At 48.8% G+C, this 14,672-nt stretch carries 16 protein-coding genes and 1 tRNA gene; 5 read left to right on the top strand and 12 right to left on the bottom strand.

The annotated features are described in order from the left end of the window. Positions 1 to 95 precede the first annotated feature (95 nt). Positions 96 to 776 (bottom strand): HAD-IB family phosphatase, encoded by a 681-nt coding sequence (locus QXJ75_05425; GenBank protein MEM3737504.1) that lies wholly within the window; start codon positions 774 to 776, stop codon positions 96 to 98. 91 nt (positions 777 to 867) lie between these two features. Between QXJ75_05425 and QXJ75_05420 the strand changes: the two genes are divergently transcribed. Next, complete coding sequence (locus QXJ75_05420) at positions 868 to 1,287, top strand: hypothetical protein (protein MEM3737503.1); 420 nt, start codon at positions 868 to 870, stop codon at positions 1,285 to 1,287. Positions 1,288 to 1,374: 87 nt separating this feature from the next. Here QXJ75_05420 and QXJ75_05415 read toward each other — a convergent pair whose 3' ends face one another. From QXJ75_05415 to QXJ75_05390, 6 genes are all read right to left on the bottom strand, one after another. Then, a complete protein-coding gene (locus QXJ75_05415) occupies positions 1,375 to 1,845 on the bottom strand; it encodes a molybdenum cofactor biosynthesis protein MoaE (protein ID MEM3737502.1) in 471 nt (156 codons plus the stop codon). Between the two features lie 63 nt (positions 1,846 to 1,908). Then, the gene (locus tag QXJ75_05410) at positions 1,909 to 3,084 is read right to left on the bottom strand and encodes an RsmB/NOP family class I SAM-dependent RNA methyltransferase (protein ID MEM3737501.1); all 1,176 of its coding nucleotides are present in this window, start codon (positions 3,082 to 3,084) and stop codon (positions 1,909 to 1,911) included. Positions 3,085 to 3,146: 62 nt separating this feature from the next. Then, positions 3,147 to 3,773: an orotate phosphoribosyltransferase-like protein gene (locus tag QXJ75_05405; protein MEM3737500.1), complete on the bottom strand. Its 627-nt coding sequence runs from the start codon at positions 3,771 to 3,773 to the stop codon at positions 3,147 to 3,149. Between the two features lie 95 nt (positions 3,774 to 3,868). Next, positions 3,869 to 4,429, bottom strand: coding sequence for an NOB1 family endonuclease (locus QXJ75_05400; protein ID MEM3737499.1), 561 nt, complete (start codon positions 4,427 to 4,429; stop codon positions 3,869 to 3,871). Between the two features lie 90 nt (positions 4,430 to 4,519). Then, positions 4,520 to 5,332, bottom strand: coding sequence for a pyrroline-5-carboxylate reductase (gene proC, locus QXJ75_05395; protein MEM3737498.1), 813 nt, complete (start codon positions 5,330 to 5,332; stop codon positions 4,520 to 4,522). A 13-nt stretch (positions 5,333 to 5,345) separates the two neighbouring features. Then, positions 5,346 to 7,160, bottom strand: a complete 1,815-nt coding sequence (locus QXJ75_05390; GenBank protein MEM3737497.1) for an aldehyde ferredoxin oxidoreductase family protein — start codon at positions 7,158 to 7,160, stop codon at positions 5,346 to 5,348. 299 nt (positions 7,161 to 7,459) lie between these two features. Between QXJ75_05390 and QXJ75_05385 the strand changes: the two genes are divergently transcribed. After that, positions 7,460 to 8,398: a nucleoside hydrolase gene (locus tag QXJ75_05385; protein ID MEM3737496.1), complete on the top strand. Its 939-nt coding sequence runs from the start codon at positions 7,460 to 7,462 to the stop codon at positions 8,396 to 8,398. A 65-nt stretch (positions 8,399 to 8,463) separates the two neighbouring features. Here the strand turns inward: QXJ75_05385 and QXJ75_05380 are convergent, their stop codons facing one another. Beyond that, entirely contained in the window at positions 8,464 to 9,450 is a 987-nt protein-coding gene (locus QXJ75_05380) for a hypothetical protein (protein ID MEM3737495.1), read from the bottom strand. Then, positions 9,386 to 10,360: a hypothetical protein gene (locus QXJ75_05375; GenBank protein ID MEM3737494.1), complete on the bottom strand. Its 975-nt coding sequence runs from the start codon at positions 10,358 to 10,360 to the stop codon at positions 9,386 to 9,388. The genes QXJ75_05380 and QXJ75_05375 overlap by 65 nt, the downstream gene beginning before the upstream one ends. Before the next feature lie 382 nt (positions 10,361 to 10,742). On the opposite strand from QXJ75_05375, the gene QXJ75_05370 reads away from it, so the two are divergent. Together QXJ75_05370 and QXJ75_05365 are read left to right on the top strand one after the other, a co-directional pair. Beyond that, entirely contained in the window at positions 10,743 to 11,138 is a 396-nt protein-coding gene (locus tag QXJ75_05370; protein MEM3737493.1) for a translation initiation factor IF-5A, read from the top strand. Positions 11,139 to 11,180: 42 nt separating this feature from the next. Further along, entirely contained in the window at positions 11,181 to 12,116 is a 936-nt protein-coding gene (locus QXJ75_05365; protein ID MEM3737492.1) for a deoxyhypusine synthase, read from the top strand. Positions 12,117 to 12,592: 476 nt separating this feature from the next. Here the strand turns inward: QXJ75_05365 and QXJ75_05360 are convergent. Further along, a tRNA-Leu gene (locus QXJ75_05360) sits at positions 12,593 to 12,677 on the bottom strand. A 71-nt stretch (positions 12,678 to 12,748) separates the two neighbouring features. On the opposite strand from QXJ75_05360, the gene QXJ75_05355 reads away from it, so the two are divergent. Further along, on the top strand, positions 12,749 to 13,573 hold the full coding sequence (locus QXJ75_05355; protein ID MEM3737491.1) for an inositol monophosphatase family protein: 825 nt from the start codon (positions 12,749 to 12,751) through the stop codon (positions 13,571 to 13,573). A gap of 21 nt (positions 13,574 to 13,594) precedes the next feature. On the opposite strand, the gene QXJ75_05350 is transcribed toward QXJ75_05355, so the two are convergent. Both QXJ75_05350 and QXJ75_05345 read right to left on the bottom strand, forming a co-directional pair. Further along, entirely contained in the window at positions 13,595 to 13,876 is a 282-nt protein-coding gene (locus tag QXJ75_05350) for a UPF0147 family protein (protein MEM3737490.1), read from the bottom strand. Positions 13,877 to 14,385: 509 nt separating this feature from the next. Beyond that, positions 14,386 to 14,655, bottom strand: coding sequence for a hypothetical protein (locus tag QXJ75_05345; protein MEM3737489.1), 270 nt, complete (start codon positions 14,653 to 14,655; stop codon positions 14,386 to 14,388). Between the last annotated feature and the right edge of the window lie 17 nt (positions 14,656 to 14,672).

Below are 14,672 nucleotides of genomic sequence, written 5' to 3'. Positions count from 1 at the left end.
AAGCGGCTACCCTTCCAACGCCTAGCGCGCATGCCTGATAGACAGCGTCGTAAATTCCAGCTGCGAAAGATATACCTCGAATAATTATGTACCTGTTATAGGAACTTTAAAATTGCCTTTAGACTGGGCACTATCACCCCAGCGACCATTCGAAGTTTCACATTTGAGCCGATGGCTACACCCAACCCTGCATGCTTCAAAAAGTTTCCATCGAACATGCCATCACCCACCGCTACACACTCGCTCAAAGTTAACCCCCACTCTTTAGCGATATGTTTCAGTACTAAATGTTTATTTATAGGGTCAACTCGGAGGATACCCTCACCAGTGAGATAGCCGTCCGAGTCTGCTGCGAGACCGTTTGCGACGGTCTTACTTATAGATAACCTTTCTGCCACTTGGCTGGCTAGAATGTCTATCCCACCTGATATGATTGCAACCTTATAGCCTCTCCTCTCAAGTTCCCTCACAACCAACTCTGCTCCGGGTGCAAGGGTATAGTTCGTTAGAGCTTTCTGGACTGTGGAGATGTGGAGGGGTTTAGGCCAGGGGGCTATGTCCCGTCGCATGAACTCGGCATAATCAATCTCTCCATGCTCATAGGCTGAGAGGTCCCCCTCAACTGCTGCCTCAGTCCCAAAGTACCGGTGGAGAGTCCCCCAACTGCTGACTTGTTCAACTAATGTACCATCTAGATCGAAGGCTACAAGTTTGTAAGGAGGCCGCACACCACTCCGCCCCCTCGTATACCGATATGGGCTCAGATTTATAAGCATAGACTTCATTAGTTAGGTTGATACGCCACCACCTCGGTGGGCTGTACGTAGGCTTCACTGAGGCTGGTAGCAAAGGAGTGGTGAGTGAATATTGAAGGTCAGCGACCTACAGGTCGGGTCTCGCGGTGTGGAAATGGATCTGAGGGTTTCGAAGAAGTTCGAGGAACGGCAGATAACCTCTAGAGCGGATGGCTCGAACCACAGGGTGGCGGAGGCGCTGGTGGGAGACGACTCAGGGTGCATACTATTAACGTTGTGGGATGACCTTATAGATCAGGTTCAGCCCGACGATAAACTGAAGTTGGAGAACGGCTTTGTGTCACTGTTTCGAGGGTCTATGCGGTTGAATGTTGGAAGATACGGTAAACTTACGAAAATAGATGCAGAACTGCCGGAAGTGAACACGCAGAACAACCTCTCCGAACGTGTATACCAACGCGAGTTTGGCGGTGGTGAACGTGGAGGTTTCAGGAGGGGTAGGTTCGGAGAGAGACGCGAGCGCCGATATTGAAATGTGATGTTAATAGAAGCAGCTTACTAAAAAATTATCATAAAAATCTAACCTTCTACCGGAGACTTTTTTTAATTTTTTCCGTTTTCAAATCTTTGTTTGATGACTTTTACCTTGATATGCAACCTCGGAAACCCAATAGGAGGACCCACTACTTAATATTTCCTTCTTGAAGATCGGGACTTCGCCTTTCAACCTCTCGACGACTTCGGACAACGCTGGGAACACATCCCCCCTCGACCTTCCAGCCACAACGACGTAAAGTATCTCTTCACCGACTTTGAGCGAGTCCACTATGTGGTGAATGTGAACATCCAATATGCCTTCTCTATGGCAGATCTCAGACTGAATTCTATCCATCGCTAGAATAGCCTCCTCCTCGTATGCCTCATATTGTAATTCCTCAACCCGACTCCCATCCGGACTATAGCCCCTAACAATGCCCACGAAACAGGCTATTGCTCCAGCCATCTCAAGTGAAGGATTTCGACGAATCTCCTCAAGAATTGACTCGAGTGAAATCTCACCCTTCTTGTGAATCCCAACTTTGCCAACCAAGGCTCCACAACCACCTCTCCAGTTTTATTTATTCGAAGACTTCCATGATAAGGCTGCCGTAAACTAGGAAAGTGCGACAGGTCTTCGGAAGCAGGCTATGAAATAACCAGACCCATGAACATGCGGATGAAATCTCTGAGCGAGAGACGCCTCAGACGTCACCCACTCCAACCCTGGGGAGCCAAGGAAAGGCTCTTGCTCTTCAACCTTGAGGCCACAGCTCTCAACCGCGAACTTTACAGCTTTCTCACACTCATCTAGGGTTAATGTGCACACGCTATAGACTATCCGTCCTCCAGGCTTAACTGTCTTAGCCGCCACCCTGATAAATTGTCTCTGATAATTTGCGAGCGCATCGATCTCAGCCTCGGTCGTGTGAGCGTAGAGCTTAGGCATAAGTCCTAAGGCGCTACATGGTGGGTCGATTAGACAACGGTCGACTTTTATTGAGGGATAATCTATATCGAGATAACGGCTGTCAGCTACTATAAGCCGTACATTACTAAAGCATCCTAGACGACTCAAAGTTTGCCGGGTTGCCTCTATCTTTTTTGCTCTGCAATCCACACCGATAACGAGACCCTTAGATCCCATAAGCTGGCTGATATGGGAGAGTTTCCCCCCAGGAGCACAGTTGAGGTCGAGGATTGTCTCCCCCGGTTGAGGATCTAGGACTCGGCTGGTGAGCGAGGCTGGGAGAGATTGTGGGTAGATGTAGCCGTCTTCGAACTCTTTACTCTCCCTTAAGCTCGGCACTCTATACTTGGGGTGGGTTATCTCCACGGCTAAGCCCCTCCTCAACCTTAGTATCTCGCTCTCGCTCATCTTAGCAACACCCCCACCAACCACTTGGAAGTATCTATCCATCACTGAAACCTCATCTCCTTTTTTGAGCCCTCTACACTCCTTAACGCCGGGAGCGTACACATGAGAGCCCATAAGAACCGCCTCAGCCGCATACTTATCAACGACCACCCTACCTGGAAGGCTGGGGACTGGGAAGGGGCCCTCTACATGTATCAAAATTATCTCCTTCAAGACTGAATGGAGCCTAGCTTTAAGCCCTCTTCCAACAAACTTTGCACAAACTTCTTCCGGGTTGGCTTTAAGTGTGTTAACTCTTATACTGTACTCCAAACCGGGGGTCTTAAGCGCCTTTACAACCTCTGCAACATCATCCCCATAAACAGCATGGAGGTGTTTTATAACGTCCTTAGAGAAAAAAAAATCTCTCCGCAAGATCGAGACTCTCTTCAAAGCTGCACATGGAGCATAAGGTGGTGTAAGCGTTTTTCGATGGGCTATCTCTTAAATGGGATGAGGCTAACTAGCGCCTTGACCGGTACACCCTCTATGTCCCCACCCCCCCGCTTGTCCACGAAGGCAACCATGGCTACAGGTGTAGCTTGAAGCTCTTTCAGAGACCTTATCACATCCCTCAAAATTATGCCAGTGCTTATTACGTCCGTAACCAGCAGAACCCTCTTGCCCTCAACTGATGAGAAGTTCATGCTGATCGTCCCAGTTAGATACCGTGAGCCCTCAGCTGTTCCTGTGGGTTTAGCTGCTCTTGCAGCGGCGAAGGGTTTCTCCAAGTCGTCGGCCACCATCAAACCGAGAGGCAGCCCTGATAACTCTATCCCGACGACCACATCAAAGTCTTCGAATTCGTTGTTGGCGCGGCTCTCTCTCACGATATCAGCCATAGCCCAGCCAATCTGACTCAGCCTCCTAGTGCTACAACCTATGGCAGACCAGTTTACAGCATAGTCCATAGGTGGAGGAGCTCTCGCCCGTTCCTTCTCGTGGAGAAGAAGCCAGTCTACTGTGTCTACTTGAAGATTTAATTCATCGGCTATCTCTCTGACGCTGAGGCCTTTCTTCTTTAATTCTAGGGCTTTGTTCAATAGCGCCTCGCAACCAGACATTGCAACTCAAACCTCTCGATCTTTATTATGAGCCTAACAATAATATATAATATAAACATAGGATTAGGTGGCAAGTTTATACTATTCATATCTAATTATGTTGGTTTGCCGTCTTGATTTTTACCTTTTGTAGGATCGCAGTAAGTCCTATAGGCGGCCTTCCTTCTAACATCACCGCCACATACAGGACAGACAGCGCCGGCGAAGTTTGAAGGAAAGATTCTCCTGCAGTCTGCACAGCGGAGCACCCACCTGATCTTGAACCTTATCCCTCCTGAGGAGACACTTTGATACTTGATACCCATATACTCGGCGATATTCTGAACCGAATAGTCGTCGCTCACAATGGCAACATCCATATCCTGAGCCTTGAGCTCGAATGCCAGAGCTAGAATGCTCAGGTCTGCCTTAGAGAGGCTCTTTATGTCCCCTAGAGCTGAAGAAATCCTCTCCACGGCATTTATTGACGACTGGGCGGGATTAAGTATCTTTAGCTTCTTCAACTGGGTTGCTATCGAGCACCGCAAATGCGAAGAAATACCCCTCAACTCTTTTACAACCCTAGGGGTTGTATAAGTCTCCACATTGAGAGATGAAGGACTTAACCCCGCGATGAAAGCTGAGGTATCTAGAACCAGTTTTCCAGCTTTAACCATGAGATACCCAATAGGCATAAACTTCGAGAGACATTAAAGGATTATGCCAGAACCGAGTAACAAAACATTTACTAAAGATGCCACACTCAATTAACGGGTCTCAAGTTCCTCAGCCTTCTTTGCCGCGGCTATCACGGCGGCTGAAAGAACTTCCTTAAACTGCCCTTTCTCAAGCTCACGTAGCCCTTCGGCCGTGGTTCCACCCGGGGTCACAACCCTACCTATTAGACTACTGGGTGGTTCGCTAAACTCTAACAACATCCTGCCAGTGCCCAATATCGTCTGGGATGCCAAAAGCTCAGCGTCTTCCCTTGAGAGACCAAGTTTAACCCCTGCATCGGCTAATGCCTCCGCTACCAAAGCAACATATGCTGGCCCGCTCCCACTAAGGCCTGTCACTGCACTCAAGTATTTCTCCTCAAGTATGAGCGGCCTACCGACGAGGTTAAGATAGCTCTGCACAACCTTAAGGCTCTCTTGCGAGGTGCCACGGGAAGGTGAGATCGCTATCATACCATCTCCCACGGCGCAAGCTATATTGGGCATAGCCCTAATGACCGGAACTCCTAGAGGGAAATGCTGTGAGATATACTTTGTAGTAAGTCCAGCTACCACGGAGACGACGGTCTTATTAGGTGTAATCTTACTCCCCAGACACTCCAAAACCGTTTTGGCGTCTTTAGGTTTTACGGATATTATGACGATGTCGCTGACTTCAGCTATAGTTTCACAGTCTGAGCAACATTCAAGATTATACTTCTGAGTGATGTACGCCAACCGTTCCATGGAGGTATCGTATATTATGATCTCAGCTGGTTTGACGGCGCCCGATCTCAGGAAGCCTGAGATCAAAGCCTCACCCATCCTCCCAGCGCCAATGACGCCTATCTTCATACCAGCCATTAGACTACAGCTCCTAGGCAGCTTGCTCCAACCCTAACTCGAGGAGTTTCTCCTTAGTTGGCACGCCATCATCACTCCAGCCCCGTAGCCTATAGTAGCTTTTGACCATGCGCCCGAAGGCATCACGATTCAAGCTTGCCCCCTTGAGAGAGCCTGAGGGTATAGGGTCGTCGAAGACCCTGTCAGGTAGCCAGTCATCTTTTGGTGTAAGGCCCTGTCTCAGGTTTATGAGACGTGTCAGGTTCCAGCTAATCTCAGACCTCTTCAAGAGTTCCTGAAGGGTTGTCTCGATGCCTGTGGCTGCTGAGTAGAACTGCGCGTAGAAGTCCAGCTCTAACCCTAGCTCAACCCATGGAAATCTGCAGACACCTAATGCGTCAAACATAGGCCTCACATGCTGGAGGTAGATAACCCACTGAACTTTGTCATCCCCATAGGAGCATCTATCGGTCTTCATATCATACGTTATCGCCCAAGCTCGGTTATGGTGGGCACCTATGTCGGCTGTGGCGTAGGCTAAGGCCATTGCTTGAGCCGCCCTCACATCGTAGCCGCTTATCTCTAACCCCTTCACATGCATAGCGAACCGTTCAGAGCCTTTTCCTACTTTACGGCTAGCATACCTAACACCTTCTGCTAATATCTCACCTATCCCCTTCCGATACGCTATGCGCTCGAAGAGTGTGTAAAGGGCGTCGGCGTTTCCAAACCTAAGCTCGATCCCCTCCGTGTCTTCAATATTTATCAATCCCCTCTCAAAGCACTCAATAGCGAAGGCTGCGGTATTCCCTGCGGAGATTGTGTCCAGGCCAAGCTGGTCACATATGTAGTTAGCGTAAATTAGATCTTCAACCCGAGTTAGGGCGCAGTTGCTACCAATCATTGCCGCAGTTTCATACTCTGGCCCCTCAACCCTAACACCCTTAACCTCGTTAATCTGCCCACACCCTATTGGGCAAAGGTAACATGACTTGTTATGGATACGTGTGGTAGATTCCATCGCCTTCCCGCCAATCCTATCCGCATACTCGAATTGAGCTTCCCTGAAGTTCCTAGTCGGCAGGCAGCTTGCCTCGTTCGCCCATTCTACTAGCTGTAGTGTGCCTTCCCTATGCCACAACTTCAGCGACGGATGTTTAACTAGGTGTTCGACGGCTTCCTCATAGACACGCTGAAGTTTTGAGGAGTCTGCAACTGGGATACTCCTATCACCTCTAACGGCTATAGCTTTGAGCTTCTTCCAACCCATCAGCGTCCCAATTCCACAACGGGCGGCCTGCCGACCTTGGCGAGAGGTTATAGCGGCAAACTTGACCAGATTCTCTCCTGCAGGTCCTATCACAGCGATCTGGTAGTCCCTACCTAGCTCTCTCTTTAAGGCGTCCTCAGCGTCGAGAGACAGCATACCCCAGAGACTGCCAGCATCTCTAAACTCAACCGAGCCGCCATCAATGACGAGGTATGTCTCCTTCTCCGCCTTTCCTTCAATTATTAGAGCGTCAAGGCCGCTCTTTTTTAGGGCTACCGAGAATTCGCCACCTAAGTTACTGTCGCCGTAGAGCCCGGTAGCAGGTGAGATCGCGCTGAAGCTTATCTTTGCGGAGCCGGGTACGAGAAGACCTGATAGGGGGCCGCTGGCTACGACTATCTTGTTCTGGGGGTCGAAGCCCCCTATCTTACTTTTAATCTCATCATAGAGGATCCTTGCCCCCCAACCTCTCCCACCAGTATATTTAACTGCAAACTGATCTTCTACATGCTCTAACTTCGCCCTCTTCCATTCAAGATTCACTCTAGCTATCCTTTGAACGTATCCACCCTTTATCATTTAGGAGGACCTCGAAATGTTAGAGGAGTTCATATCTTTCTAGCCTCTATTAAGGTTTAAGGGCTTAAACTACTCAAACGCGCACATATCGGGATTAAGCAGATTCTTGAATTGTCTTATAGGGTGAACCAGCAATATTGATTGGCGCGGTACTCATAAACGTGATAATATGGATGGGCGTTGCTCTCAACGGGGCTTTAGGCGAAGTGTGGGAGAGTAAGATGCAGACGGCTGAGTGTGGCTAAGTGGGATGCAAGGGTTTAGAGCCACATTAACATGTTAGGGAAGGCAGTGCCGCTATGGGGAAGCTCGTAGTATTAGACGTAGACCCTGGAATCGATGATGCGTTAGCCTTGATAATGGCTTTGAGGTCTGAAGAGTTAGAGGTCTCTGCCATAACAACGGTCTTCGGAAACCTCAGTCTGAAGAAGACGACCCTTAACGTGCTAAAGGTGCTGGAGCTTCTAAAAGCTGAGGTCACCGTTGCTAGGGGTATGGCCAGACCGTTAAAGGGCAGGCGTATCGATGCGCAGTCCATCCATGGAAAGGATGGGCTAGGAGGAGCAACCCTACCCGTTGGAAGAATGAAGCCTGGGAAGATCCGCGCCCCAGACCTCATCATAGAGCAGGCTCTATCGACTGGGAGGAGGAGTTTAACTATTATCTCTACGGCGCCTCTCACCAACATTGCCTCAGCTCTTATGAAAGAGCCTGAAGTGGCCAAGAAGGTGGATAGACTGATATCGATGGGCGGCGCCTTCGGGCTCACACGTTACGGTTATGGGAACCAAACGCCAGTTGCAGAGTTCAACATCTACTCCGACCCTGAGGCAGCAAATATTGTATATCATTCTGGCATAAGTATCACGGCGGTCGGCCTCGATGTGACGATGAACCCTGAAGCCTGTCTCAGGAAGGAGCATTATGCAGAGATGCAGAGGGCGGATACTGAGACGGCTAGATTTGCAGTTGAGGCTACTAGGAGTTTAATGGAGAGATTCGGGTATGTAGCCCTCCATGACCCCCTAACAGTCGCCGTGGCGGTGGATCTGACTCTCGTAAGGACTAAACCGTTTTATGTCGACATCGAGACCAAAGGTGAGTTGACTAGGGGGCAGACAGTCGTAGAGCGGAGGAGTTGGATTATGCCCCGGAAGAAGCCGAATGTCGATATCTGCGTTAGTGTTGAAGGCAAAAGGTTCCTAGACCTTTTCATGGATAGGGTAATCCGCAAATGAAACAAGAGGGATTTAAACGTTCGGAGACTTCGGAGTGAGGATGGTATAACTTTTAGTTGGAGGTCCTACTCGTCACTTTTGCTTAAAGCATCCCTTCTAAGCCTGACATAGTTCTGCTGTCCGATCTGTTCCACGGAGACAAGCCCCCTCTCCTCAAGTCCTTTAACTATCCTCCACGCGGAAGATTTGGGAAGACCAACTGCGTTCCTGATATGAGCTTCAAGTGCGGAGCCGCCCGAGACTGCTAGGAAATTTATAACTGCCTGCTCATCAGGGCGAAGGTCGGGGTACTTCTTTAGTAGGCGTTTCACGTAAGCGTCCCACCTAGGCTCCCTCCGACGTTTAAGTAGGATTAATGCGAACCCCCCAATTACACCTACACACACAACCCCTACGAGGATCAGATATTGCGACAGGACGGTTTTCTCTGGCCCCTCCGGCAACACGCCCAGGATATAAACGACTTCCTGAACTCCGGGTGGCATGAGTAGGACTGAGTGTCCATCTCCTGCTCGAATCTCTAGAGGAACAGAAGTAAGGTCGATTATAGTTGAGCCCTCGGGCAGTTCAACTGTGAACTCGACGGGGGCGTCGATCGAGAAAAACCATAGACCCCCCTCCTTCGTGGTAAGAAATTGGGTGTCATACTCGATGCTCACCTTAGAGACACCCAAAGTGTAAATCTCCACAAAGTCTTCATATACTCTATAGTCTAATACCACGCCATCTTGGTCAACTGCCGTAAAACCTTCAAACCCTCCACCAAAGAGGGATACGTCTATCGCCGGCCATGTGGCATTTACGGTTAGAGTATACTTAACGTGAGCTACACCGTCTCTATATAGTGTGAAGGTCAGGCTCTCCGGAGTGTAGGTTTCATTCTGGGCTATAACAACGTTTGGGAGAGCTGCTAGGGAAAAAAGTATGGCAAAGGATAGGGGAATCTTCCAGTAGGCGATGACTCCCCCTGTATAGCTCATCCTTTGACTATGGAGGTAGGTCGTTGAATGGCGTTTGGACTGAGTGAGGTGTCTTCCAAGAGTGATGCCCATGTGTGCCTCCGCCTTTCTGCTTCCCTTGTGCGTTTAGGTCCTTAAAGGCTTCATTAATTTCTTTCCTTGCCTCTTTCACCTTTGCTATGGCTTCGTCGACATCTCCCTGCTCAATCAGACTCTGAGCTTCTTCTATAGCTTCTCTCGCCTCTTCTAAGTTTGAAGTCGCGCTGGCAGTGTCCAAGTTGAGTTGTTCAGCTTTCCCGATAAGCTTCTCGAGGTTACGCAGAAGACCACCCTGGCGATCGGTGAAGTTGACGATCCTCTTATAATTGTGCTCCCTCGCGAGGTGTTGTATGTCATCGACAACGCCAGCGAAGCTGGACTGGATTCTGCCAAGTTCCTTTGCGGAGGTGTTAACGTAGCCCTGAGCGAGTAGAGCCCTGGTGTTGTTTAGATGTTCCACAGCCACAGCTAACCTCTCCTCGATGCTAGTGGTGTTCAACCCGGCAGCTCTGGCTCGCTCTAATATGGATTGCACTCTAAAGAGGAACTGTTCACGCCGTCTTATCGCCTCTTGCATGCGCAGTTGACTTTGTAAAGTAAGTTCACCCTCTTCCAGCAAGACTGCTAGAGGGGTTAAGGCCAGCCTGTATTGGTGCATCGCAGTGAACGCCAACTCTCTAGTCTGAGTGTAGTTGCCCGCGGCGTAGGCTGTTTGGGCCTTTGCAAATAACGCATCTCCCTCATCTCTAGCTATTATACTGCTCTCCGGTATAGTCAAGTTCATTTGGTTTGCACGTTCAAAAACTCTGTCAACTATCTCCCCAACCTTCTCCGCGGTCTCCAGCATCCGTTCAGCCTTTTGGATCTCGGTATTCGCGGCATTAGCACCAGTTGGCAATATAGCTGAAGCCACGACTAATACAGAGACCAGAAACAGAATACCAAACCTTTCCACATAGTTCACCCGCCCAAAGTTATCCTCCGAGTTTGTATATATGGAACTCTAATGGAACGACCGTTCCATGCTCCTAGCACGAGAATGCACGTATACCTTGCGGACCATAGAAGATTAAATGTGGCTCGACTGCTGGGTTTTCATTTATGGTGGGGTAGGGAGGAGGAAAAAATTTTCGATGACTGGGCATGTATCGAGTAAACGGTTTGAGGTAGTAAAAACTTTTTAAATAATAAAAGTGAGCCTATAAGGTCTATGTAAGCGTAAGAAGGTGGGTTAGTTAGGATGGCAAAACTTGTAAAGATTATGGCTAAGCTTGCCCGTAATTCCATGTTTTGGAACTCGTTTTTTACTGCTAGCATTGCTGGTTTAGATTCGGTTGGTGGTGTGGATGAGTAGGCCTGTTGACATCGGCTCGTTAAAGCCAGGGCAATACATTCTGATAGAGGGTGAACCTTGTAAGATCGTGGAGTATGAGAAGTCTAAACCTGGAAAACACGGTTCAGCTAAAGCTCGGATAGTAGCCATCGGCCTATTCGACAATGTAAAGAGGAGTATAGTGAGCCCTGTGGACGGTAAGGTTGAGGTACCTACAATTGAAAAGAGAACCTCCCAAGTCATATCTCTCTCGGAAAATTCGGTGCAGTTGATGGATCTCGAAACTTATGAGATCTTCGAGGCGCCGATGCCAACCGAGGACGAGATAAAATCGAAGCTAAGTAGCGGCGTCGAGGTCGAGCATTGGAGGATTATGGGCAGAACTAAACTGATACGGGTTAAAGGCTGAAGACAGCAGTAAGCCTGCCAATTTTATAGCAAGGGGAGTCTCTTGGAATATGTTAAACAGATGAAGATATGCCCTGACGCTCGAGCCTCAGAGATCATAGCCGCCATGCGATCTAGTGGCGTTTTAGGTGGAGGAAGACTGGCGAAGGCAGCTGAGCTCGTAAAGGAGTTCTTTGAGGATCCTGACTTCACCATCTTCCTAGCGATGGCAGGCCCAGTTGTCCCCGGGGGGTTGGGGGCAATAGTATCCGAACTCGTCAGGAAGGGGCATATTGACGCTCTGGTAAGCAACGGCGCCAACCTGACCCATGACATCATAGAAGGTCTGGGATTCAGGCATATAAGAGGGGATGCACGGGCGGATGATTCAGCACTGAGGAGGAGGGGTATAGGACGGATCGGCGACATCTACACGGATCAGGCAGCCTTCAAGCAGCTGGAGAGATGGGTCCATAGGACACTTGAAACCTTGGCCGCAGGCAAGGAGGGGGGAGTTGGCAAGGTGCCAGTCTCCACCATCCTCGAAGCCTTCGGCCGGGGTTTGAAAGCTGAAACTTCAATCTTAGCCAGTGCCGCTGAGAGAGGTGTACCAATATTTTCGCCTGGAATCTTCGACTCGATGTTGGGCCTCCACCTCTGGACTTATGGTCAGCTGAATGCACTCCAAGTAGATCTCCAATCTGATATGAGCCGGATGGCTGACCTGGTCTATGGAGCTAAGAAGATTGGGGCTATCATACTGGGGGGCGGAGTTCCCAAACACTTCACTTTAGGAGCCTGTATGTTGAGGGGCGGCGCAGACGCAGCCGTGCAGATAATCATGGATAGGCCTGAGGGCGGCAGTCTCTCAGGCGCCTCCTTAGAGGAGGCGATCTCATGGGGGAAGGCAAAAGAGGAAGGAAACCTCGTCACAGTCGTCGCAGACTTCACAATAGCCTTCCCTTTGATTATAGCATACGCCACATCAGGCAGAGTGTGAACACTGCGAGAAAGCCGCACAGATCTCGGAGAAGCTAAGAACCAGCTTGTAAATGTTGCAGGAACCTTTTACGATATTCCTTTAGAGGCTGTAGCGTAGAGATGAGGCCCATTAAATTAAACATGAAAGATGTAGAGCGATTTATTGAATTTTTTGGTGGCGATGAAAGTATGCTAAGGTATTTCCATAAGAAATCTTGCATTCAAAATCTAGTATAGGAAGTAAGGTCTAAATCAAGTCTCCGTCTGTCAGCTTCAACCGCATCAGTCACACTCTTTTTATTCCTTAATTGAAAGGAGACAAGACCGTAAATAACGCTATGCCATATACTTCAAACACTTAACAAAAGAGAAGCTCCCAAACCTCAAAACCATAATTCCAACTCTCATGGAAAACCCTAACAACACAAACCTAAAATCTCAAATATAACACCCGAAGATGATCCTAATTCAAACAGCTCTGCCTAAAATATGGCATGCGGGGGGAGGGATTTGAACCCTCGAACCCCTACGGGACAGGGTCCTAAGCCCTGCGCCTTTGACCAGACTTGGCGACCCCCGCCGTTACTTAAGAGCGGTAATATTTTTAGCACTGATAGTTATTAAGAGCTTTACGACTGGTAGCTGAGGAGTATGAAGCCAGACATCAATGTCCTTAAGCGAATTGCATCCCGTGTCCGAAGCGAAGTCACCCCCCTAGCCGGCACTCTTAAGGCTGGAGAAGTTGTTGGTAGGGGGGCTGGGGGCGACGCCACCAAACTTATCGATAAAGTTGCGGAGGATGTGGTCTTTGCAGAGCTAGAACGGAGCTCCGTGGACTGTGTAGCGGTGAGCGAAGAGTGCGGTAGGAGGATTATTGGCGACAGACTCAAGGCTGAAGAAGCCTACGTTATCGTTGACAGCGTAGACGGTACCAACAATGCAGTCCGGGGTATACCTTTTTATGCCCTCTCTATAGCAGCCGCCGAGGGCTCAGATCTCTCCTCAATCCAGATCGCCCTTGTAGCGGATCTTCACCAAGGAGTCTCCTATTGGGCTGTTAAGGGGGCTGGCGCAGCTTCAGACAGCACACCTTCTTTGAGAACCTCCACCACCTCAAACCTGAAGGAGGCATTGGTGAGCATCGACCTCAGCGCCATAACGGACGAAATAACCCTCCAGAAGCTAATGAAGTTGATCCTTAGAACCTCTCACAGCCGCCACTTCGGCGCTAATGCGCTCGAGCTCTGCTACCTAGCAACCGGTAAGCTGGATGTCTTCGTGGATTTGAGAGGTAGATTGAGAATTACAGACATGGCTGCTGCCTACCTAATAGTCAAGGAGGCGGGAGGGTTGATTGTTGACATTAATGGGCGAGACCTCAATGCACCCATAATGGATCCAACAGAGAAGGTGTCTTTTATAGCCTCAGCCAATAGGGCTCTCCTAGGGCAAGTTCTGGGACTTGTTAGGGGCTAGCCCCATGAAGGTGGCAGTCGGTTAATCTTTTATGGTTTCTAGGATGCTAAGTATATTCCAGATACGAGTTCTAGTGTAGGGTGGCATATTCGGATCCTGAGAGATCTCGTCAAGAATCGAGATAGTGTTGGCCGACCTCACTGCTTGAGTAAGGCTTGTATTCATTAACATATCGATAGAGTTCTTGGCCGCCCTTCTAATATTTCTAGGAGTCGTTGTATCCTCCGAGATTGCCTTCAAAACCTCGAGCACACTTTTTATGCGTTGTTCATACTCCTCTAGCTTCTGCTTCTTCCTAGACATAAACCTCCCCTCCCCCAAGATGGGGCAGAGCACCTGCTCCGGTCTAAGTTTAATTGTTACCTCTAATTCTTAGACTCGTAAGATATAAAATTACTTAGACTCACGCTCTCTAGTTTATCTAGATGCAATAAACTTTCACAAGAGGTTTATGTGTAATATTTTCTTACATTTTTCCTACAACAAACCTGAACTCAACAGATTAATATTTATCAATGATTTAATGTAACCAAACTCTATACGGTTACGTTGCCCCACCTGATGCAGTAACTCTCTCTTCGACTAGGAAAACTGAACGGGAAAAAAATCAGTTGATGCTGGCCAACACACTTTGTGACAGCGTTTGCTCTGTATGATTACTTCGCGATAAAAGAGAAATACTAAAGCAGGCAGGTTAAGAAAAGAGGCAATACCCTCTCATGGTGGTTGGGATATATTTTCCATCCATGACCGCCCCTAAAAACTGCGTTTCGGCGCTACTTGGTTTGTGGTTGTCTTTGCGAGCGCACCTTTCAAGATTGATTTTCAGGGCTGTCTAGTCTATCACCGTTGTTTTTCAGCAGCTGCCTAAGTTTGGGGTCAATTTTAGCCTCTTTTGTATCTGCCTGGTACTCGACTAGTTCATATTTGCCTAGGGTCTCTAGGATTTTTTGGCAGGTGTCTTGTTGAATTTTAAGTTCTTTCGATAGTTCAGCTAATGTATGCAGCTTCCCATCGAGCAATAGTTCAAGGAGGGAGTCTATTATGCCTTGTGCGTCGTTCAATGTAGAGTTACAGCGCATATTACGGTCAAATATCG

It is taken from the genome of Candidatus Bathyarchaeia archaeon (genome assembly GCA_038883335.1).
Classification (GTDB): domain Archaea; phylum Thermoproteota; class Bathyarchaeia; order Hecatellales; family Hecatellaceae; genus JAVZMI01.
This window is presented reverse-complemented; position numbering and strand designations above follow the sequence as displayed.

Coding starts and splice junctions, on each gene's coding strand:
- QXJ75_05345 (MEM3737489.1), bottom strand. CDS start 14,655: ATGCGCTGTAACTCTACATTGAACGACGCACAAGGCATAATAGACTCC.
- QXJ75_05405 (MEM3737500.1), bottom strand. CDS start 3,773: ATGTCTGGTTGCGAGGCGCTATTGAACAAAGCCCTAGAATTAAAGAAG.
- QXJ75_05390 (MEM3737497.1), bottom strand. CDS start 7,160: ATGATAAAGGGTGGATACGTTCAAAGGATAGCTAGAGTGAATCTTGAA.
- QXJ75_05350 (MEM3737490.1), bottom strand. CDS start 13,876: ATGTCTAGGAAGAAGCAGAAGCTAGAGGAGTATGAACAACGCATAAAA.
- QXJ75_05425 (MEM3737504.1), bottom strand. CDS start 776: ATGCTTATAAATCTGAGCCCATATCGGTATACGAGGGGGCGGAGTGGT.
- proC (MEM3737498.1), bottom strand. CDS start 5,332: ATGGCTGGTATGAAGATAGGCGTCATTGGCGCTGGGAGGATGGGTGAG.
- QXJ75_05380 (MEM3737495.1), bottom strand. CDS start 9,450: ATGGGCATCACTCTTGGAAGACACCTCACTCAGTCCAAACGCCATTCA.
- QXJ75_05355 (MEM3737491.1), top strand. CDS start 12,749: ATGAAGCCAGACATCAATGTCCTTAAGCGAATTGCATCCCGTGTCCGA.
- QXJ75_05370 (MEM3737493.1), top strand. CDS start 10,743: ATGAGTAGGCCTGTTGACATCGGCTCGTTAAAGCCAGGGCAATACATT.
- QXJ75_05385 (MEM3737496.1), top strand. CDS start 7,460: ATGGGGAAGCTCGTAGTATTAGACGTAGACCCTGGAATCGATGATGCG.
- QXJ75_05400 (MEM3737499.1), bottom strand. CDS start 4,429: ATGGTTAAAGCTGGAAAACTGGTTCTAGATACCTCAGCTTTCATCGCG.